We start from the raw sequence: 20,494 nt of genomic DNA on the forward strand, positions 1-20,494 counted from the left end.
CTCTTGACCTATCACGGCATTTCGGACTACATGCGCCAATGTTCAATATTTCAGAATGCACTGTTCGTTTGGCCCTGCCGCAGGATAAAACCGGGCTGATTGATATCTCCAGGCACATCTGGGGAGGAACTGACTATCTGCCGCAGATTGTGGATCGCTGGATAGCCGAACCATGGTTCTATGTGTGTGAATACCGCGGTAAGGTCATCGCCTGCCTGAAGCTGAGCAAGCTTCCGGATAATGTATTGTGGTTCGAGGGCTTGCGAGTACACAAAGACTTTCAGGGCAAGGGTGTAGCAAAGCTGATGAACAGCGAAATGATGCTTTTAGCAAAGCGTCTGAGAGCGCATGATCCCCTGCTCAGGTTCGAATTCTGCACATACTACAAGAATATCGGAAGCATGGCGCTCACTTCAAAACTGGGTTCGGTGCAAGTGGAAGCTTTTTACTCCCTGACAAAATGCGGTGTGCATCGAACTGCAAAGCCCGAATTCATCAAGGATATCGATGAATCCATCTTTAATTACTATCCAAATTACCTGCCTCTGAATTGGCAGGTTGTACATAGCAAACAAGAGAGCCTGGAGTATATCTCGCAGAATGCGGTGGTGTTTCAGACTCCTCATTCCCGCTATTTGATGGGAAGAATAGGCGACCCCTGCATCACTTTTCTGCAGCCTCCCACAGAGTATTTGAAAGAGGATCTGCCCTATTTCCAGTATTTCTTTGGCGCACGCAAGCACATCAGCGTAATCTTGAACTCAGGTTTTAAAAGCTATCTTCCCTTTATGTACCGCCATAAATTCTTTTTCTGGGGTGAAACCTCTGAAGAAGCGCTGAATATGCTGGTATTCACCTTGCCATAACAACTTCTCCCGAAGCCCAATCTCTACGATTCAAGCAGTGCCGAACGAGATATAAAGGTGAAATAACGCAGTGCCCACCCGATGATAACGGGATGATATCTCCTTTGGCAGACGATGCAGCAAAGGGAGAGACGTGGCCAATATTGGTAAAGGGGATTTACTGATCTGCAGATCGAGAGACAAATTGACGCAGCGGATATCAGTTTTGAGGAAAACCAAGGTGCGTTATTTGAGCTTTACAAAAAAGTATTTGACACAATAGGCCATCCATAGCATTTGGACAGGCAGTGAGAAATGTAATTTTAACGTACGAATAGGAGTGAACTGTATGAGGTTAGACAAGCGTCGCCTTATCCTGATCCTGCTTGTTGCTTTTATCCTCGGACTTACGATGGTAACAGCACAAAAGCAGGATACCAGAGATGAGAACGTAGTTGCAGATTTTAGCGTGTCGGATGTTCCGGCAGACGACGGTTCGGGACTGATGTTGTCTTGGAAGCCCTTGGATCGCAGCAAGCGAATCATCGAATATCGTGTCTATCGTGGTATCAAACCCGATCAATTGTTCTATTTAGAAACCATCCAGGTCAATCCCAAAAGCGGCGTTGCTTCAGACGTAATGTATTATTATGACAACTCCGCCAGTGAGCTTTCCGATGCGAGTTTTCCCGCAAAACTAAAATTGGAAAAGGGGCAACCGTCAAATGGCATATTATATAAGAATCCCCCTCGTGACCTGAAGTTTACCGCATCATTGCTGGATCACTTCCAAATGATTTCTCTTTCAAACCGCAATCACTTCTACAAACGTAGTCAAGAAGTGGTGGTGGATCCCGAGGCCGAAGAGATCAATAGTTATGCCGGTATGAAGGCAAACCAACAGACAGTATTGGGTTTTTTGAAGCCCGGCAGTACATACTATTATACGGTAGTGGCTGTTGATGAACGTCAGCGGCTCTTGCCCAATGCTCCGGTGCAATCCGGAAGCCCGATTCCAAACCGTCCGGATCCATCTCCCGCTCTTCACAGTGTGTTACTGCAAGACATCGGCGAGCTGCGCTTTGAATGGGAGTATCCCATCTACAAAAGTTCTTTGGTTCAATACCGCATTTGGCAAATGAATAACATAGTCCCCAAAAGCTGGGATGAGATGAGACAAAACATCCTTTCCCTGGAAGGAATGGGACGCCTTGTAGCCCAGGGAGCGGTTGGCGGCGGAGCTTTACCAAACTACACCAAAGTGGAAGTGGGCGAAGGTATCGCCGGATTCAATGGCTCCACCTTCGTATTGGAACTCATCGATGCATACGGTGCTTCATCGTTCTCCCCGCTATCACAGCCTCGCCTGTTGAATAGCGATGCCCTTCCTCCCCGCACTGACTTCTGGGTGGAAGATAAACCCAACGATAAGGGCGATCGCCTGTCCGTGGTGTGGGATCATCCCATCATCTTTGTTGTGAAGACCACATCTTTGAATAAAGAGAATACTCGCCTGCGCGTGAACTATCAATTGAATAAGACCGAGAATCAGGAAGTAAGCAATATATGGTTCAGCTTCTATGATCCGGAGAATGGCACAGAACTGGCCACCATCAAAGAATTCTATCAGGACGACAGCGTCATCCTGAAGCTGCCGGATGATTACGATTTTAAGAAGGGTGTAAAAGCGAAGATCACCATGACCGGCAAGCCTGAAATACCCGAAGATTATGTGATCGAACAAGACTTGGAGTACAATCCCGGAATGATGGCCTTACTGCCCGCAAAAGCGCTGTATCGCAATGGTAGAGATGTATCCAATATCTTCAACGTGGTGTATCGCAAATATATGCACTCTCCCGCCTGGCGCTTGATTATGAAGAATACATCCTATGATAACTCTTTGGATGTAACAGTTCCTTACGGCACAAATGCCCAGAAACTGGTTCAGGGTATCAGCTATGCCGAAGGTGATTCCATGATTATGCACATTGTGGGGGCAGAGGGTGTGGAGCGCACAGCCCGTAAGCTGATACCCGGAGAGCGCAAAGCGCCGGTAACGATGATGTCGCATGTAGTGGATTTCTTGTGGGATGCCAAGAACGAAGTATTGGTGAGCACCAGTCTGTTTGAGGGCAGAGCCCGCGAAATGCACGAGAAGACAATAGCGGAAGCTCAAGCCGCCATTGCAGAATTGGAAGCCGCCAAAGAAGGTGCCGATGAAGCTACATTGGCCTCGCTGAATGCTCAGATCGAGCGTCAACAAGCTATTCTGGACACATATAGCAACAATGAAACAGTGCAGCATGCTCTGAACACCAAAAGCAATGGCTCACGCCTCAAACAAATTCTGAAAGCGTATGACAACTTTATGCGCAGCCAGAGTTTCCTGGTGGTGAAAACCGATAGCAAGGGACTGTTTGTGGAGTCTGAACCGTTGGAGAATGGTGTTAATACAGCGTATTTCATGCCAGTATCAAACTGGTTTGACAACAATAAATGGGTGACACTCTTTACTACCTTGCTCTTTGTGGGGATTGTGGTGGTATTCGTGAACCTTGCCAAGCGCGGGAAAGACCTCTATATACGTCCGATTGCGGGTTTGCAGGAGATCGACAACGCCATCGGCCGCGCTACCGAGATGGGCCGCCCAATGTTGTATTGCATGGGTAATGGCTCCATATCTGATGTGGCGACCATCGCATCCATGGGTATTTTAGGATTGGTGGCACGTCGCGCTGCGGAATATGACACTAAGCTCATAGTTCCCTGTTACGACTACATCATCATGCCCATCGCTCAGGAAATCGTGCGAGAAGCCCACTATGCCGTGGGTCGTCCGGACACCTATGATCGTAACAATGTATTCTACCTTACCAATGTGCAATTTGCTTATGTGGCAGGCGTGAATGGTATCATGATCCGTGAGCGGATGGCAACCAACTTTTTCCTGGGCTACTTTGCTGCGGAAGCGCTGTTGATGACGGAAACTGGAAATACAGTAGGTGCTGTGCAGATTGCCGGTACGGACGCAGTTACACAGATTCCGTTCTTCATCACGACTTGCGACTACACTTTGATCGGAGAGGAGTTGTATGCCGCGAGTGCCTATTTGAACCGCGAACCGATGCTTTTGGGCACCCTGAAAGCTCAGGACTATTTCAAGTTCTTTATCTTGTCCATCGTGATCGTTGGAGCTATATTGTCCAGCTTCGGGATCACTGGATTAACCACTTTGCTGCCAGAGAAATAAACGAGGTTTTCAATGAAGAAGACAATACCATTACTAATCGTAATTGTTGGAGGTCTGATCTGGGTGGCTTGGGCCTTTAGCCCCCACTACATCCTTCAAGAAGTGTTTTACAATCAGTTCTATCTGCCTTGGGCTTATGCTTCGTCGCCTTTCGCGATGCTTTTGGGTGTGCTGTCTCTCACCATGATGCACTCCAACAAAATCAAGATGAAAGCGCCGAAATGGCAATATAGCTATTTCTTCTTTGGCAGTTTCATCATCACCTGCCTGGCCGGTTTTATTGGCGGCATCCAAAAAGGCAGTTTGTTTATGTGGATGTTCGAAAACGTACAGATGCCGATGAGTGCCACAATGTTCTCTCTGTTGGCTTTCTATATGGCATCAGCAGCGTACAAGGCATTCCGTGCCCGTAGTCCTGAAGCCACGGTACTCTTGGTGGCTGCGATCGTTGTGATGCTGGCTCAGGTTCCGCTGGGAGTACAAATCTCCAAACACCTGCCCACCATCTCACAATGGATTTTGGACGTTCCGAACCTCGCTTCCAAGCGTGGTATCATGTTGGGTGTTGGTCTGGGATCCGTGGCCACATCCCTGAAAATTTTATTAGGCATCGAACGCTCATATCTGGGCGGCGGTGATTGATCCGGGGAGAGGAAAATGAATATCTTTGAAAGAATGCAAAAGCTTGACCGCCGCTGGATCTACATTGTTGTAGCTTTGGCAATCATCATTCCCTTGATGATACCTTACGACTCCGACAACGTGACCACTCCTCCTACCGAGAATCTGTATCAGATGATCGATAGCTTTGCCGGTAGAGAAGACCGCGCTATCCTGATGAGCTTTTATCACGATGCTGCCACTATGCCGGAGCTCTTTCCCATGGAAGTTGCAATCCTGCGTCACTGCTTTGAACGTAATGTGAAGGTCTTTACACTTACATGGTTCCCTGCCGGCGCGCCGATTATCGACTACGCCATAAACTCCGTGAAAGAGGAGTTTCCCGATATCCAAAGCGGAGTGGATTACTGTAACTTTGGCTACAAACCTCAAGCCTTCGCAATGGTGCTGGGTATGGGTGACAACATCGCCAATACTATGAATACAGACGCCGAAGGACGCAAGCTGGAAAACCTGCCCATCATGAAAGGCATCAATAACTACAGCGAGATGAACCTGGCAATCGAATTCTCCGGCTCTTCCGCGGGTGGTATGTGGATCACCTACGCGCGGCCGAAATATGGCTTGAATGTGGCTGTAGGCGTTACTGCGGTTATGGCTGCCGATGAGTATCCCTATTTGCAATCCGGACAGCTTATCGGAATGCTGGCAGGTCTCAAAGGGGCTGCCGAATATGAAAAGCTGGTAGATATCTTTGCCGCCTATCGCGATCCAAAGATTGATTATAGCGTGAAAATGGACGAAGACGGCAACAAGATACTGCCGGGACGTCCCTTTGGACGCGAGATTCTGGAAGACGACTCCAGCAAGAAACTCTCCCTCATCACTACTCAGACGAAAGCGGTGTTTACTCCGGAGGAATTTGCTGCGTTCAGCGCAAAGTACCCCGAAAACATGGCTTTGCTGAATAGCATGCGCAAGGTTGAAGAAGGTAAAATGATCATCGATATCACCGAGATCACTCCGGAAATGCGCACACAAATGGGTGACATCATGTACCGTGAGATCGAGCGCCTTACCCGCAATACCCTGTACAAATTCAAAGTGGCGCGTATCGGGATGAACGCTCAGAGCGTAGCTCACATCATGATCATCGTCTTCATAGTATTGGGTAATATTGGTTACTTCATCCAAAAAGCCCGTCAACCGAAGAACTAAGAGGAGGAAGAAATGAGTTTCGAATTATTCAGTAATCTGGTGGGAGCTTTTTTCACTCTGTGCATTTTCTCCTTCCTGTACAAAGACAATCCCTTCTACCAAGCTGCAGAACAGATGCTTGTGGGCATCTCTCTAGGTTATGGCCTGGTATATACCTACAATCGGGTGTTTGTGCCCTACGTGTGGCAGACTATCGTGATCAAACACCAGTTTGTGCTTATTATCCCTGCCATCATGGGTATCCTGTATCTCTTCCGCTTCTCGCGTAAATTGGGCTGGCTATCCCGTTACCCAATCGCATTTTCCATGATGGGAGTAGGTATGGGCGTGCCGATGGGTATCCACGCCAGCATTCTGGTTCAGATGCGTCAGGCCATGGTTCCCATCGAATCCGTAAACCTGTTCCTGATATTCATCGGTACTATCGCAGTGCTTTTGTACTTCTTCTTTTCCAAAGCTCACAGCGGAGCCTATGGCAAGTTTGTGAATGTAGGAAAATGGTACATGATGATCGGTTTCGGAGCCTCATTCGGACTAACCGTTATGGCTCGTATATCACTCTTGATCGGGCGTATCCAATTCCTGGTCAACGACGTTTTTGGTATCCTCAAGTAATATTGAAGGCAGCCTGGCGCAGTGGTATGCTGCGCCGGGTCTTTCTTTGTGACAGCAAACCGGGGAAACCCGAAGATAGAATACCCGTTTTGGGGATATGATGAAAAAAGCTCTTTATATGACCATCATGGTGTTGCTCCTCTGGGGCGTCACCGTACTATTTGCCGCTCCCGCACTTAGCGGAAACATAGCGGAGTTTAGCGTATCGGATCTGCCTGATGACGATGGTAGCGGTATTATCTTGAAGTGGAAGCCTCTTTCCAAAGAACACAGAGTGATTAAATACAACATCTACCGCGGAGTTAGTCCCGATTCGTTGTTTTTGCTCACCTATCTGGAAGTGGATCCCAAGCTGGGTGTATTGGCACCCTATTTATACTATTACGATACAGGCGATCAACCATTGGCAGAGTTTGAGACCTCGCCGATGCGCCTCAAGAAAGAAAAGGATCAACCAGAAGATAGTCCCCTGTACGACAAGTTTCCGCTGATTCCAGAGCTCTTGGCTAAGGTGGTTGATCGTTACAATCTGCTTGCAATCACCAAAGCCTCTCACTTGCATAAAAGTTCGCGGACTATCCTGAAAGACGATAAAAGCTTTGCCGGCTTGAAAATGACCCAGATGGACGGCATCTATGCCATCCCCAAGGTGGGCGTAACCTATTATTATAGCGTTGCGGCAGTGAACGAGCGGGGTATGGTGTATCCCGGAGCGGAAGCATTGTCCATCATTCCGGAAGACAATCCTCCTGATGCCAGCGCCATCATCCATGCCAGTTATGTGCAGGATGCCGGGAATATGAACTTTGAATGGCTGCCTCCCACAGGATCTGCGGATATCGCCGCCTGGCAGGGATGGTTGTTCCCGCGGGCTTTGATGCCGGAAGCGAAAGTGCTGCCTCAGGACTGGATGAACAGTGCCTTGCAGGTATTTGATATCCCCAATATGAGTGCCAGCTCTGTCTATTATCACACTGTTGATTTTGATGCTTCAGGATACGATCCCTCGCAATATGTACCGGTGCTTTCCTACATAGATTATGCCGGGCAGATGGCAGCAGTGACGGCAAATACCTATCGGCACCTGAACCGGAGTGATCTGGCTGCGCTACCTGCTTTTACAGTGATGGACAAGGCAAACGATAAGGGCGACAACATCCTGGTGTCTTTCGGAAAACCGCTTGCTTACATTACTTTAGCTGAGTTTACAAACAGAAAACACAACAAGCTGAAGATTAACTACGAGATCTCGGAAAATGAGAACTTCACCGTTGACAAAGTGAAGTTTAGCTTCAAGACCAAGGATGGCAAGGAAATCGGCACGATCACCGAGAAGTATGTGGATAAGGTGCTGCAATTTCCCATCCCTCCAGAGTTTAAGAACATAAAGTACATCCATGCTGAGATCGCTGTCCTGCTGCTGAAAGGCTCAGATTGGGAACCGGAAGTGGTAAGCCAGGAAGTGGTGTACAACGAGTATTTCAAGCGCTTTCAGGCTCAAAGCACCTTCGTGAATGGTGTTGACATCAGCAAGCTCTTCTTTGATGTGCAACAAAGATCCATGCTGGACTGGGATTTCAGTAACGGTATCCGTGCAAATGCACTTACCAGAACTTACGATCATATGGTTCCCTTTGAAGATGTAGTGTTCAGTCCCATCACTGGTTTTGATTCCACCAGCCGCAGATTTCTCTTTGACGCCCGGTTGTCGATTGCCGTCGATGCGGAAAATGGCTATAACTTTGATGTACCGCTCAGTCGCGATGCTTTTCTCCAAGAGATGGCAAACCGCGAGAGCAAGATAAAAGAGCTGGAAGTAAAACTGGCCGAAGCAGCTGACGAAGAAATGTCTGCAGAACTGGAGTATCTCAAGGGCGAGTATAGCTTCATTACAGAGCATCCCGCCTACATCGAAGCATCCGCTGCCGAGAGCGATAAAGCCTGGCGTAAGATCATGCTTTCTTGGCGCGACAAAGCGCAACGCTCCCACAAATACCGCCTGATAGCCACCGACACAAAATCCGCGTTCCAAATCTCGGACATCTATCTGGATGAAGCCGGCAATGAATGGTTCTACCCGGTGTCCCAATGGTTTGACAGCACCAAGACTCTTACTTTGTTCACAACCGTTTTACTCTTGATCCTGGTAGTATATGCCATCGTAATTACCAGACGGAAGGAAGTATTTATCCGCCCGATTGCCGGCTTGCAAGAGCTGGACAACGCCATCGGCCGAGCCACGGAGATGGGACGTCCCGTGATGTTTGTACCCGGATGGGGCACTTTGGGAGATGTGTGTACTATCGCCAGCCTGATGATCCTGGCGCAGGTGGCCAAAAAGACTGCCGAATACGATATCCGCCTGATCAATCCGCATTGCGACTACATGGTCTTGCCTTTGGCTCAGGAGATCGTCTCCACCTCATACAGCGAGATGGGGCGCCCGGATTCCTTCAACCAAAACGACATATTCTTTGTAAGCTACGATCAATTCCCCTTCTGTGCCGGTGTGAACGGTATCACAGTGCGTGAAAAGGTAGCAACCATATTCTATATGGGCTTCTTCAATGCTGAAGCGCTGCTGCTTACTGAAACAGGAAACCAGACAGGTGCCATTCAGATAGCCGCAACTGACGCCGTTACCCAGATTCCCTTCTTCATCACCACTTGCGATTACACTCTGATTGGTGAAGAATTCTATGCAGCCAGTGCCTATCTTTCCCGTAACCACGACATGGTGAGCATGTTGAAGGCTCAGGACTACTTCAAGCTGTTCATCATCCTGGGTATTATTGTGGGCACTGTGCTTTCCACCCTCAATATCAGCGGTTTCATACATATGTTCCCGCTTGAGTAAGGAGGATTATTATGGTGAAGATACCTACTTCCACTCTAAAGCGCTTGCCCCAGTATCTGGAAGTGTTGAAACGCTTGAAAAAAGCCGGACTGAAGGAAGTATCTGCCACGAAGATATCCGTCTTTGCAGACATCCATCAGACCTTGGTACGCAAAGATGTCTCCTTCACAAACATCAGTGCCAGCAAGACCGGGTATCAGATCGGTCCCTTGCAAAAAGCGATTGAGGATCTATTGAATTGGAGCGACACCTCCACCAGCTATTTGGTGGGTGTGGGGCATCTGGGCAGCGCACTCTTGGGATATCAAGAGTTTTCACAACGCGGACTCAGTATTGTCGCAGGCTTTGACAGCGATCCCGAGAAGATCGGCAAGAAAGTGCATGGAGTACCGGTGTATTCGGCTCTGGATTTCACAGCTATGGCCCAAAAGGATAAGATTCGCATCGGCATCATCACCGTGCCTCCGGATAGCGCGCAACTGATTGCCGACATCATGGTTCACAGCGGTATCAAGGCGATCTGGAACTTCACTCCGCACAAGATCATTGTTCCGCCGGATATCATTGTGGAATATGTGGATATGTTCTCATCGCTGGCAGTGCTTTCCCGTCGCCTGGCAGAACAACACTAACCAAATTCCTCAGGATGGAATTTGTTTCCTCCAGAAATCAAGCAGCATAGCCTGTTTGGGGCTATATTAGTACAGAATAAAGACAAATAGAGGTATTAAAAACATGGCTCTGGATTATCAACAAATTATGGATAAAGTCAGCGCTCCTAAAGCTGAGTGTATTGCGCTGATCGAGAAGTTACGCTTAGTCAGCATCCCCGCTGATGCCCCCTTGGCAGAGTTCTTTACTTACTATCGCCATATTGCCCTGAGATCCTGGGATGTTGTAAGTATGCTTGACCGGGATCCGCATTTGAAAAAGACTCCTCTGAAAGAACTGGAAGCCTTAAACAGAGATTTGTATGACAGCTTTGAGCCGGGAAGCGGGTACGACAATTCGATTCTGAATCCGGATTATGCACACAAGCTTTATGGAGCACAGATTGGCCCCTTCCTCAGCGCCATCTTCTCCTCCGCCTGGACTATCCGTCGCAACGGCATTGATGGTGATTATGTAAGCATCCGCTGCTGCCTGAATCTGTTCTTTTCCTTGCTGGAAGCTCCGGATAAAAGCAATTATGATGCCCTGTTGAGCATCTATAAACAAGAGCTCATGAAAGATCATGAACTAAAGATTCAAGCTTCGTACGTGCGCCGTTTTTCACCTCAAAACGACTATTTCTACAATGTAGTACATGATGCTGATCTCGACGATATTCGTTACATGTACCGCTATTGTGCGTACCTTAGTAAGTACGACATGGAGATGGCGGAATTCATCGCTGCCTATCCGCCCCAAGAACTGGCTGCTATTGCCAGATTTATGGTAAAGAGCTGGGTGGATGGCTTCGTACGTGCCAAGAAGGATTACAAAAAGAAGCAATACGCAAACCTGATGATCCCCATAGGGATGGAAGCTCTGGGACGCCTGATCATCGACGAATTGGAAGCAATTGGCATCAGCGCTTTGGTACCCCAGCTACAAGGTACCGGTTTGAATCGGCAATATTCTTACGATCATCGCTACGATTCCGCGTTATTACTGGATCGGGATTATGTGGAGAAGTCGCTTACTATCGCCAAAAACACCATGGAAGAGATGAAAGACATCATCGCCCAGCAAGCTGGTCCCATATACGTGGAACTCTTTGGTGAGACTCCCTTCAGTCCTGTGAATAAAAGCACCACTTTAAAGCTGAGTGATGAGCAACAGCAGCTAATGCGTGAGTATCAGGCTCGTAGCGGGCAACTCTATTATTCATATTACAAAAGGGATGAAGCCAGTTTTTCCATTATCGCCTTCCCTTCCACCGAGATCGGCGACAAATTCCCGGAGATCTTCGCCGATACCCTGCGCATCAACCTGCTGGACAGCAAGCATTATGCCAGAATCCAACAGAAGATCATCGATGTGCTGGATACTGCCCAATACGTTCATGTAAAGGGCAGGGGCAACAACCGCACCGATATCAAAGTGCAGATGCACCCTCTGAAAGATCCCTCCCGGGAGACCCTCTTTGAAAACTGCGTGGCAGACGTCAATATCCCTGTGGGTGAAGTGTTTACTTCTCCTGTTTTGAAGGGCACATCTGGTGTGTTGCACGTGGAAGATATCTACCTGGGCAATCTTCGCTATTTCAACCTGGAGATCAGCTTTGAGGACGGCTGGGTAAAGGACTATTTCTGCACAAATTACGATGACCCCGAAGAAGCAAGGAAATATGTGTATGAAAACCTGCTTTTGCCTCATAAAACCCTGCCCATCGGCGAATTTGCCATTGGCACCAATACCGCGGCCTATCAGATGGCCAAAAAGTATGACATCATGGCTCTCTTGCCCATCCTGATCATAGAAAAGATGGGTCCGCACTTTGCCATCGGAGATACCTGCTTCAGTCATGAAGAGGATTCCCCGCATCCCAGTTTTGTAAATGGCAAGGAAATGATCGCAGTGGATAACGAACAATCTGCCAAACGTAGGGATGACCCCGTAAACGCTTATCTGATGCATCATACAGATATCACTCTGCCCTACGAGATGCTGGGCTTTATCTGCGCAGTGAAAGCCGACGGCAGCAGCACGGATATTATACGGGACGGCCGCTTCGTAGTGCCTGGAACCGAGGAATTGAATATCCCGCTTGCCGAGATGGAATAGGGATTTATCCCTTACACCATCTATTTTGATAGATGGGTATCCCCCAGCCACAGCTCCACCGCCAAGCTGGTGTTGATAAAGTGAGGAAGAAGCAATGAAAAGAATTGTTTGTATCCTCACAGCCCTCTTAACACTTAGTCTTCTTGCTGCAGCCCCGGTGGTCTCGAACGTTGTGGCAGCCCAATCGGGAGATGTGATATTGATCAGTTATCGCCTTTCTCATCCGGACAATCTTCCCTGTGAAATCCAACTTCTGGTGTCAAACGATGGCGGAGCCAGCTATGCGATAATCCCCGAATCCCTCAGTGGAGATTTTGGTACTGTAGCGGCGACCAGCGACGGCGCTCAATATCGGATTTTATGGAATTACGTGCAGGATGAAATGATAGACGGTGATAGTTACCGCGTAAAAGTGATCGCTAATGATGAAGCGGGTGAAGTAGCAGAACCTGTCTTCGTTCCTGCCGGTGGAACATACGACGATGAGGTCAGTGTAACTATTGTCTGCACAACAGATGATGCCACGATTTATTATACAATAGATGCCAGATAAATCCTTGGGGATATCCCAATAATTTTGGTTTACGTGTTTGTCGTAATGCCAATTAGAATCATAATTGCTAAGTGAAAGAGTCTTTGCAATTGTAAAGATGAAGCATGGTTTCCTCCGTTCTCTTCGGTACAGTAAGGGGGCGGAAGAACTTTGTATATTGTGCCGGTCGGTGATTTTCAGACATCCATACATGGATTTACTTTATGCGGTTGGCACAAAGCACTTTATTCTCACTCTCACTGTAACCACTTTGTTTCAAGCTGTGCCGAAGGAGATATCATCGGGTCATCATCGAGTGAGCACTGCTTTATAACGCCTTGATATCCGGTTCAAACCTGCTTTATCAAGAGAGTATGAATTGGACTTCCAGTAAGCCGAATGACATCATAATGCTGCCATCCCACTAAAAAAAGATATGATTAAACTTTGTCCAAATCAAAAGCTTGACATATAAAGCAGTTGCTATGGAATGCAATCTGCTTAGAATTAACCTTTATTACGCAGATGTTTTTATGGAGGTATAGATGCGCCTTAAATGCAGAGCGCTCCTGATATTCATCCTATTGATGAGTGTATCGATCGTGGCACAAACGGTTACCTTTAGTATATCGGAGAACATCCTGAAACCGGGAGACAAGGGGTTCATCCGGGCAAAACTGGATATTCCCGCAGACCGCAAGCAAAGTGTGGATCCCAAAGACAATCCTTACCTTTTCCTGGAAGCTCAGCATCCGGATCTGGAGATTGGGGAAATGATCCTGCCCAAACCCACCAAGGTAGTATCTGCCACAGAATGGAAATATTATCCGCAGGTTACGCTCAGCTTGCCATTCACCGTGAAGCCCGCTGCCACACCGGGAGTAAAAACCCTGAAAGCTCTGATGAGCTACAATCTCTGTTACGATAGTGGCATGTGTGATCCTCCGGAAGAGCAGGAAGGCAATATACGCTTTGAGATAGTTCAGCCGATCACTCCGGACATGATCGAAGAGGGCCCGATCTCCGTAACTCAGATGGCCGGCACCACGCCTGAACAGGATGCTGCTGAAGCGGGTAAAAACGAAGATCACGCTGTTCAAAGCATGGATGATGCATCTGCAGCAGATGGTTCCCCCACTCAGGATAACCTTCCCGAAGCAGGGATTGCCTGGCAAGAAGTGCTGAAATATCTCCTCTTTGCATTCCTGGGAGGCTTGATTTTGAATATTACGCCTTGTGTATTGCCAATTCTGCCTATCCGCATCATGGCGATCGTGAATCAGGCGCAAAAGGACAGATCAAAAGTGTTCAAACATGTGATGGTATATACTGTGGGAGTGCTGATCTCATTTGCCATCCTTGCTGCTATTTTCATCGGTATTCAGGCTGCAGGGCAATCTGCCGGCTGGGGCACACAAAACCAGAATCCTTATTTCCAGGTTGCGCTGATGGCGATCGTCTTTGTGTTTGCACTATCACTATTGGGAGTCTTTGAGATCACTGCACCGGGTATGAATGCGGCAAATAAAGCTACTTCCAGGGGAGGCTATGGTGGCAGTTTCTTTGGCGGGATCTTTGCCTTTTTGATGGCGATATCCTGCACAGGCCCCTTCCTGGGTGCGGCGCTGCCTTTTGCCATGAAGCTTCCTCCTACGCTGATCATGGTGTTTTTCCTGATGATAGGTTTGGGCTTTGCCTTTCCCTTTATCCTGATCGGGATGTTCCCCAAAGCACTGAAGATAATACCAAAACCTGGGGATTGGATGGTGCTGTTCAAAGAACTGATGGGCTTTGTGCTGTTGTGGCTGGTATATACTATGCTCAAGACCACTCTCGCTCTCACCAGCGGTGCGTATCTGGTTAATGTGGTGCTATACCTGCTTATTGTTGGCTTTGCCGTGTGGTTATACGGCAAATTTGTACGCTTTGAATACAGCCGCGCCACGCAATGGATTTTCAGCATTCTGGCGCTGGTAATCATTGTGGCAGCTTCGTGGTATTTTCTGCCCATCAAGGAAGAGCATCTGGCGGTAGAAACTGTGGCTCCTGTCGGCGACGAAAAGCTGCAATCGCCACATGCCCCGGAAGGCTGGTATGTCTTTAGTCCCGAATTGCAGGCAAAATTGCTTGCAGAAGGCAAGACAGTGTTTCTGGATATTGGTGCAGAGTGGTGTAAAAATTGCAAAACAAATGAGAAGACAGTGCTTTTCACCGAAGACATGATGCAAGATTTTGCCGCTAACAAGGTAGTACTACTAAAAGGCGATTTTACCAAAAAAGATCCTGTGCTATTGGAGTGGATTACCGGTCACGACCGTTTGGGAGTTCCCTTCAACGCACTATATATTCCGGGTCAGGAACCAATTGTGTTCCCGGAATTGGTAAGTAAAAACATGATTCGGGAAGCCCTGAAGAAAGTACCGAATTGAGGAACAAAAAATGAAACTGAAGATAGCGATAATAAGCCTCTTTGCCCTGTTGTTTCTGCTAAGCGCTTGCGACAGATATGAGCACAATTTCAGCAAATTACCTACTGGTGACGTCGATGATTTGGAAGAATTTGTGCAATCTATCGACTACAGATTTGCCATGCTGAACAGCGACAACTTCTCCCTCGTGGAAGCTCTGTATGCTGAAGACTATATTCACAACGGTGTAAGCAAGGGTGAGCGTCTGGCGTGGATTGAAAGTTTCTTGGATGTACCCGGCGTAAGCTTTGAGGTATCCGATGTGGAGCTGAATAGTATAACTTATGAAATTGGCCTGGTAAATTGGCGCTTGAAGATTTTAACACAGGATACCAGAACTGTCCTGGCCGATAGCCTGTTCGTTGGTGACCAGGCTAAGTACGAAGATGGGATATATTTATTGTATGGCAACAGGGTTTGCATCCAGGATAATCCCAAACAGCTGGTAATAGCCGAATACTTCACCTTTGATAGTTGTCCAAATTGCCCTGTTGCCGAGGCAAAACTAAGCATGATGCAACAGACCCACCCCAATTTTATCTATCTGGAACATCACATTACCAATGCCTTACTGGTGCCAGATAACGATACACCCAGCTACTACAGTGCCTATAGTGCCCCTACTGCGGTATTTCAGGGTATGAGTAAAGTGGTGGGCAGCGCAGCAGAGCAATTGCAACTCTATGATAATTTAGTGAATAACTTGGTTAATGAAGATCAGAGCATAGAGTATGAACTGCAAGACATCAGCTACGATAGTAATGAAATCAGAGCCAAGGTTATATTGACTGCTTCCCCGGAAATGGATATTAATGATATGTATCTGAATTACGTAATCATCACCGATGAAGTGAGTCAGACCAACGTGAACGGCGATCCTTTGCACAATGTGGTCCGCGCCGTGGGAAGAAGTCCCTTGACCGCATGGGATATGCAACATGGAGTGTCAATCAGTTTGGGTACTTCAGACCCTATGCCTTCCAATTATAAACTGGTGGTATTTGCGCAATATCGCCCCCAAGTATTTATTAATGAATCACGCATTTATGGCGGGATTGTCCACACTGTATCTTCAAAATGAAGGAGAAGAAAATGAGAAAGATATTGACCCTTTTAGCCATGTTAATCATTATTATGCCGGTATTTGCGGGAAAGATGCCGGATTTTAAGCTTTCGGATATGAGTGGTAAAGACATCAGCTTGGAATCGCTGTTGGGCAGAGGCCCCGTAATCATAGATTTCTGGGCAGACTATTGCAAACCCTGCAAAGAAGCGATGCCTGCACTAAATACGCTTGCCGAGAAATATGAGGACATCACTGTGGTGATGATCTCCATCGACGCACCCAAAGCTCAGGCCAGGGCAAAAAGCTATCTGAAAAGCAAAAACTTCAAGTTTGTTACTCTTTTCGATCCGGACAAAAAGCTGGCCAAACAGATGAATGTGGTAAATCCTCCGCACAGCTTTATGCTGGATAACACCGGCGAGATAGTCTACTCTCATGTGGGTTTTGAAGCAGGTACAGAAAAGGTCTATGAGGGACACATCAGAAACATGCTGGGCTTGAAGGACGAGGCTGAGCATGGTCAGCACAAGCATGGTGAAGATGGAGAACATAAGCATGGAGAGAATGGAGAGCACTGCGGAAATTGCGGAAATCACGCAGCAGAGGAAAAATAGATGAAGTGGAAGCTTGTAATCATACTTGTCTCCATGATGCTACCGCTGTTGGCACAAAACACCTTGCAGATAAACGGCATCAATGAAGCGGAATTTGTATATCGCACAGCGGAAGACTCTCTGAACGCATACTTCTCCGATGAGTTTGGTTTCAACCTGGCCTATCGTGATTTCAACTTTGGTATGAAGTTCATCAGCGATCTGCCCAAGTATTCCAATGAACAAACCCAATTGATGGACGAGATCGATCCCAATCGCCTTAGTGTGGAATGGGAAGAACTATATGCGGGCTTTTCCCGTGAGAATTTCAGCATCCATGTGGGCACAACCGAAGAGACTTTTGGCAATGGTATTGTGTTTCGCAGTTTCAAAGACCTGGAGTTCGATGAGGATCACCGTTTACAGAGCTTTTTGATGCGTTATGACGGCGCTTTGAAGCTGAAGGGTATCTATGGTGCCATAGACAGTGAAACTAACGCCAGCCGCTATGATATTGCTTATGGTGCTGATGCTGAATATCCCCTCTTCGCGGGGCTTCGTCTGGGTGCCTCAGCAATGGCGTTTCGTAATCTGAACCCTATGAACACATACAGTTACCAGGATGTATTCGGCGGTAGAATGCATTATTCAACAAGCTCTTTGGAAGGATTTGGCGAATATGCATTGAGCAAGCGCTATAAATCTGACTTGATTCAACAAGGTCATGCCGCTTATGCAAATGTGGATTACTATGTGAGTGACCTTCAGTTTGGTGCTGCATACAAGAACTACCTGGGTTTTGATTATCGGCAAAACGACATCCCCTTGGCAAACTATCATGGAGAAACACTTGCCGATGTATCGGCCAGCGGAATGGATGAAGAAGGCTGGCAGGCACGCGCAGCATACGCACTGTTTGACAACTATTATTTCAGTGCAGATTATGCAGAGGCTTGGGACAGGTCTGAAGATAGAAGGATGAACGACCTGTATGTGGCGCTGGACATGACTCTCGGCTCGGGCTCTTACCAGGTTGCATGGTCTCAGATCGAAAAGGTGGATGACGGCCTGAGTGCATGGCAAAAAGAGTATTATCCCACATTGGCTGGGGATATGCGCTTGTTTGGCCTGCCCGTTCATATAAAGGGAGAGTTCAAAGTGATGGAAAAGCGGAAAAATGAAAAAGAAACCGAGCATTACGAGCCTCAGATTCAGGCGGATTTTGCCCTGGACAAGCTGTCCGTATCGTTGGGATTACAGAGTTGGTGGGAAGAATTCGATACTGCTATAGACAGCAAATACAATCCCAATATCGAGCTGAAGTATCCGCTCTTCACACATAGTGACCTGGTAGTGTTTGCGGGTAAGGAACAAGGCGGAAAGGTTTGTCGCAATGGCGTTTGCAAGTTTGTAGCGCCGTTTGAAGGGATCAAAGCCGAACTTACTACCAGATTTTAGGAGAGAAGATGAAAAAAGCACTATTGTTGTTTGTAATAGCCGGAACTGCACTATTGAGCGCGCAGATGGCGCCATATTATCCCACTACCAGCATGGTGGAGAACTTCGGAGCCAGTTGGTGCGAGGCGTGTGAGTTTGCTCAACAGGGTTTGGATGTCATTGAAGCCGAAGTGAATCCCGGAGAGATAATAATCCCGCGCTTGCTTACCGAGAGCGGGCCATATAGCAATCCTGAGATAGCTGCCAGATTTCAGCACTATGAAGTATTGGGCTATCCTGCAGTTATCTTCAACGGAAAAATCCGGGTAAATGGATCGGATGAACCGGTGATGGATGGCAGCCTCTATCGAGAAGCGCTGAATCAATTCCGTTATCTGGGTTCACCCCTTAAAATGACGGTGGAAAGCTATGACCACAACTCTGGTAACTACTCTTTCAAGGTAATCATGGTGAACGATGAGATCGCTATAGCCGATGCTGAAGTGGTCTTTTACCTGGTGGAAGACAATCTGCCGGAAGATCTTACCCGGATTGTCCGTACGGTGCAAAGCCAACCAATCAGCATTGCCGGAGCGGGAAATTTTCAAGTCTTCAATTTCAGCATTGTACCCGATCCAGCTTGGAATCTGGCTAATGTGTGGGCTACGGCCTTTGTGCAGATGCCGCAGAATACCATCCTTCAAGCCGTAAGCACTCTACCGCAACCGGAGCATCAGATCCGGGTGGCAGTGCCCTTTGACCTGAAGTTGAGTTCGGAAGTAACGGGCGACTTCTTTTCACCATATTTCCATGTGTTCAACCTGGGTCCGGCGGCTACTTTGAACATCCATGTTGAGATTCTAAATGCGCCGGAAGATTGGTATATAAACTATTGTGACGAAGAGGGGGCTTGTCTGCCGGGATCCATGACTGTCCCGCACTCCGTTGACGAAAACGGGCACAAAACCTTTGATCTGAACATCCAGGCAAACAGCGAAGGCAGAGCTTTCTTTGACTTTGTAATAGAAACAACTGGAGCTGAGCCCTACCGCATACCTTTCGAATTGACAGTGGGAGAGGTGAGTGCGGATGATCCACTAGCGGTACCAAGCGCTATTACCGTGCAGAAAGCGTGGCCCAATCCCTTCTCGGATATACTTAGCTTTGATGTGTACAATGTGAAAGCGGGAAGCTCCTCAGGGATCAGCATCTACAATGCGCGCGGACAAAAAGTGAGCAGTCTGAAGCTGGACAACCTGCAAGAAGGATTGAACCAAGTGTCTTGGGATGCCGGGGACTTGCCTTCCGGGCTTTATTTCTACAAAACTGGAGCTGGAGCAAAGAGCGGGAAGATACTTAAAATCCGCTGATCATGGACGGAAACATACTATCTGCCTTTGGGCTGACTCTTTTGGCAGGTTTATCCACGGGGATCGGATCCCTGATGGCATTTACTTCCAAAAAGTTCAGCCCAAAGTTTCTCTCTGCAGCCCTGGGGCTCTCTGCGGGAGTGATGATCTATGTGAGTTTTGTGGAGATCTTTCCTAAGGCGCAAGAGTCTCTAGCAGCAGTCTATGGGGATAAAATGGCGCAATGGTATAGCATTATTGCCTTCTTTGCGGGGATGGGCATTATTGCCCTTATCGACTTTCTGGTGCCGTCCTACGAAAACCCCCATGAAATGAAGTACATGGACTGTGTGCAGAAGAAAGCTGCGATACCGGATGAGAAGAAGCTGATGCGGATGGGCCTGTTTTCAGCATTGGCGATAGGGATACACAATTTCCCCGAGGGACTTGCCACCTTTATGGCAGCAGTGAAAGATCCGGCTTTGGGCATCAGTATCACCATCGCAATCGCTATTCACAATATCCCGGAAGGAATAGCGGTATCCGTGCCGGTCTATTACTCCACCAAAAGCCGCAGGAAAGCCTTTTTCTATTCTTTCCTGTCGGGGCTTTCAGAGCCGGTGGGCGCTCTTATCGGCTTTCTATTGCTGAAGACCTTCATCACCGCTGCTGCCTTTGGTTTGGTCTTTGCTGCAGTGGCGGGGATCATGGTCTATATATCTTTGGATGAGCTTTTGCCCACCGCAGAGGAGTATGCCGAACACCATGTGGCGATCACGGGATTGATAGCCGGGATGCTGATCATGGCTGTGTCTTTAGCTTTATTCTAATTGTATTAGCACATGCCGATAGAATAATCGCGAATTAAACA

General features: G+C 47.7%; 15 protein-coding genes. All 15 read left to right on the plus strand.

The window, feature by feature from the left end:
* The first annotated feature begins 38 nt into the window (after positions 1-38).
* Complete coding sequence (locus PHF32_00815) at positions 39-866, plus strand: GNAT family N-acetyltransferase (GenBank protein MDD4559272.1); 828 nt, start codon at positions 39-41, stop codon at positions 864-866.
* A gap of 328 nt (positions 867-1,194) precedes the next feature.
* On the plus strand, positions 1,195-4,098 hold the full coding sequence (locus PHF32_00820; GenBank protein MDD4559273.1) for a hypothetical protein: 2,904 nt from the start codon (positions 1,195-1,197) through the stop codon (positions 4,096-4,098).
* Positions 4,099-4,110: 12 nt separating this feature from the next.
* Positions 4,111-4,740, plus strand: coding sequence for a hypothetical protein (locus tag PHF32_00825; protein MDD4559274.1), 630 nt, complete (start codon positions 4,111-4,113; stop codon positions 4,738-4,740).
* Positions 4,741-4,755: 15 nt separating this feature from the next.
* Entirely contained in the window at positions 4,756-5,937 is a 1,182-nt protein-coding gene (locus PHF32_00830) for a hypothetical protein (protein MDD4559275.1), read from the plus strand.
* A gap of 12 nt (positions 5,938-5,949) precedes the next feature.
* The gene (locus PHF32_00835; GenBank protein MDD4559276.1) at positions 5,950-6,552 is read left to right on the plus strand and encodes a hypothetical protein; all 603 of its coding nucleotides are present in this window, start codon (positions 5,950-5,952) and stop codon (positions 6,550-6,552) included.
* A gap of 100 nt (positions 6,553-6,652) precedes the next feature.
* Complete coding sequence (locus PHF32_00840) at positions 6,653-9,409, plus strand: hypothetical protein (protein MDD4559277.1); 2,757 nt, start codon at positions 6,653-6,655, stop codon at positions 9,407-9,409.
* An 11-nt stretch (positions 9,410-9,420) separates the two neighbouring features.
* Entirely contained in the window at positions 9,421-10,041 is a 621-nt protein-coding gene (locus PHF32_00845; GenBank protein MDD4559278.1) for a redox-sensing transcriptional repressor Rex, read from the plus strand.
* Positions 10,042-10,168: 127 nt separating this feature from the next.
* Complete coding sequence (locus PHF32_00850; GenBank protein ID MDD4559279.1) at positions 10,169-12,178, plus strand: aminopeptidase; 2,010 nt, start codon at positions 10,169-10,171, stop codon at positions 12,176-12,178.
* 94 nt (positions 12,179-12,272) lie between these two features.
* The gene (locus tag PHF32_00855) at positions 12,273-12,731 is read left to right on the plus strand and encodes a chitobiase/beta-hexosaminidase C-terminal domain-containing protein (protein ID MDD4559280.1); all 459 of its coding nucleotides are present in this window, start codon (positions 12,273-12,275) and stop codon (positions 12,729-12,731) included.
* A 524-nt stretch (positions 12,732-13,255) separates the two neighbouring features.
* On the plus strand, positions 13,256-15,139 hold the full coding sequence (locus PHF32_00860) for a cytochrome c biogenesis protein CcdA (protein MDD4559281.1): 1,884 nt from the start codon (positions 13,256-13,258) through the stop codon (positions 15,137-15,139).
* A 10-nt stretch (positions 15,140-15,149) separates the two neighbouring features.
* Positions 15,150-16,259 (plus strand): hypothetical protein, encoded by a 1,110-nt coding sequence (locus tag PHF32_00865; protein ID MDD4559282.1) that lies wholly within the window; start codon positions 15,150-15,152, stop codon positions 16,257-16,259.
* 11 nt (positions 16,260-16,270) lie between these two features.
* Positions 16,271-16,858 carry a TlpA disulfide reductase family protein gene (locus PHF32_00870; GenBank protein MDD4559283.1) on the plus strand — a complete coding sequence of 196 codons (588 nt, stop codon included), beginning with the start codon at positions 16,271-16,273 and terminating at the stop codon, positions 16,856-16,858.
* Positions 16,859-18,295 carry a DUF6029 family protein gene (locus tag PHF32_00875; protein MDD4559284.1) on the plus strand — a complete coding sequence of 479 codons (1,437 nt, stop codon included), beginning with the start codon at positions 16,859-16,861 and terminating at the stop codon, positions 18,293-18,295.
* Positions 18,296-18,303: 8 nt separating this feature from the next.
* On the plus strand, positions 18,304-19,644 hold the full coding sequence (locus tag PHF32_00880) for a T9SS type A sorting domain-containing protein (protein ID MDD4559285.1): 1,341 nt from the start codon (positions 18,304-18,306) through the stop codon (positions 19,642-19,644).
* Between the two features lie 2 nt (positions 19,645-19,646).
* A complete protein-coding gene (gene zupT, locus PHF32_00885) occupies positions 19,647-20,453 on the plus strand; it encodes a zinc transporter ZupT (GenBank protein ID MDD4559286.1) in 807 nt (268 codons plus the stop codon).
* Positions 20,454-20,494 lie beyond the last annotated feature (41 nt).

This window comes from Candidatus Cloacimonadota bacterium, from assembly GCA_028706475.1.
Classification (GTDB): Bacteria; Cloacimonadota; Cloacimonadia; order Cloacimonadales; family Cloacimonadaceae; genus UBA5456.

What these genes read in the sequence shown, in the direction of transcription:
- PHF32_00850 (MDD4559279.1), top strand. Translation starts at nt 10,169, where the DNA reads ATGGATAAAGTCAGCGCTCCTAAAGCTGAGTGTATTGCGCTGATCGAG.
- PHF32_00840 (MDD4559277.1), top strand. Translation starts at nt 6,653, where the DNA reads ATGAAAAAAGCTCTTTATATGACCATCATGGTGTTGCTCCTCTGGGGC.
- PHF32_00830 (MDD4559275.1), top strand. Translation starts at nt 4,756, where the DNA reads ATGAATATCTTTGAAAGAATGCAAAAGCTTGACCGCCGCTGGATCTAC.
- zupT (MDD4559286.1), top strand. Translation starts at nt 19,647, where the DNA reads ATGGACGGAAACATACTATCTGCCTTTGGGCTGACTCTTTTGGCAGGT.
- PHF32_00815 (MDD4559272.1), top strand. Translation starts at nt 39, where the DNA reads ATGTTCAATATTTCAGAATGCACTGTTCGTTTGGCCCTGCCGCAGGAT.
- PHF32_00820 (MDD4559273.1), top strand. Translation starts at nt 1,195, where the DNA reads ATGAGGTTAGACAAGCGTCGCCTTATCCTGATCCTGCTTGTTGCTTTT.
- PHF32_00875 (MDD4559284.1), top strand. Translation starts at nt 16,859, where the DNA reads ATGAAGTGGAAGCTTGTAATCATACTTGTCTCCATGATGCTACCGCTG.
- PHF32_00865 (MDD4559282.1), top strand. Translation starts at nt 15,150, where the DNA reads ATGAAACTGAAGATAGCGATAATAAGCCTCTTTGCCCTGTTGTTTCTG.
- PHF32_00860 (MDD4559281.1), top strand. Translation starts at nt 13,256, where the DNA reads ATGCGCCTTAAATGCAGAGCGCTCCTGATATTCATCCTATTGATGAGT.
- PHF32_00835 (MDD4559276.1), top strand. Translation starts at nt 5,950, where the DNA reads ATGAGTTTCGAATTATTCAGTAATCTGGTGGGAGCTTTTTTCACTCTG.
- PHF32_00880 (MDD4559285.1), top strand. Translation starts at nt 18,304, where the DNA reads ATGAAAAAAGCACTATTGTTGTTTGTAATAGCCGGAACTGCACTATTG.
- PHF32_00855 (MDD4559280.1), top strand. Translation starts at nt 12,273, where the DNA reads ATGAAAAGAATTGTTTGTATCCTCACAGCCCTCTTAACACTTAGTCTT.
- PHF32_00870 (MDD4559283.1), top strand. Translation starts at nt 16,271, where the DNA reads ATGAGAAAGATATTGACCCTTTTAGCCATGTTAATCATTATTATGCCG.
- PHF32_00845 (MDD4559278.1), top strand. Translation starts at nt 9,421, where the DNA reads ATGGTGAAGATACCTACTTCCACTCTAAAGCGCTTGCCCCAGTATCTG.
- PHF32_00825 (MDD4559274.1), top strand. Translation starts at nt 4,111, where the DNA reads ATGAAGAAGACAATACCATTACTAATCGTAATTGTTGGAGGTCTGATC.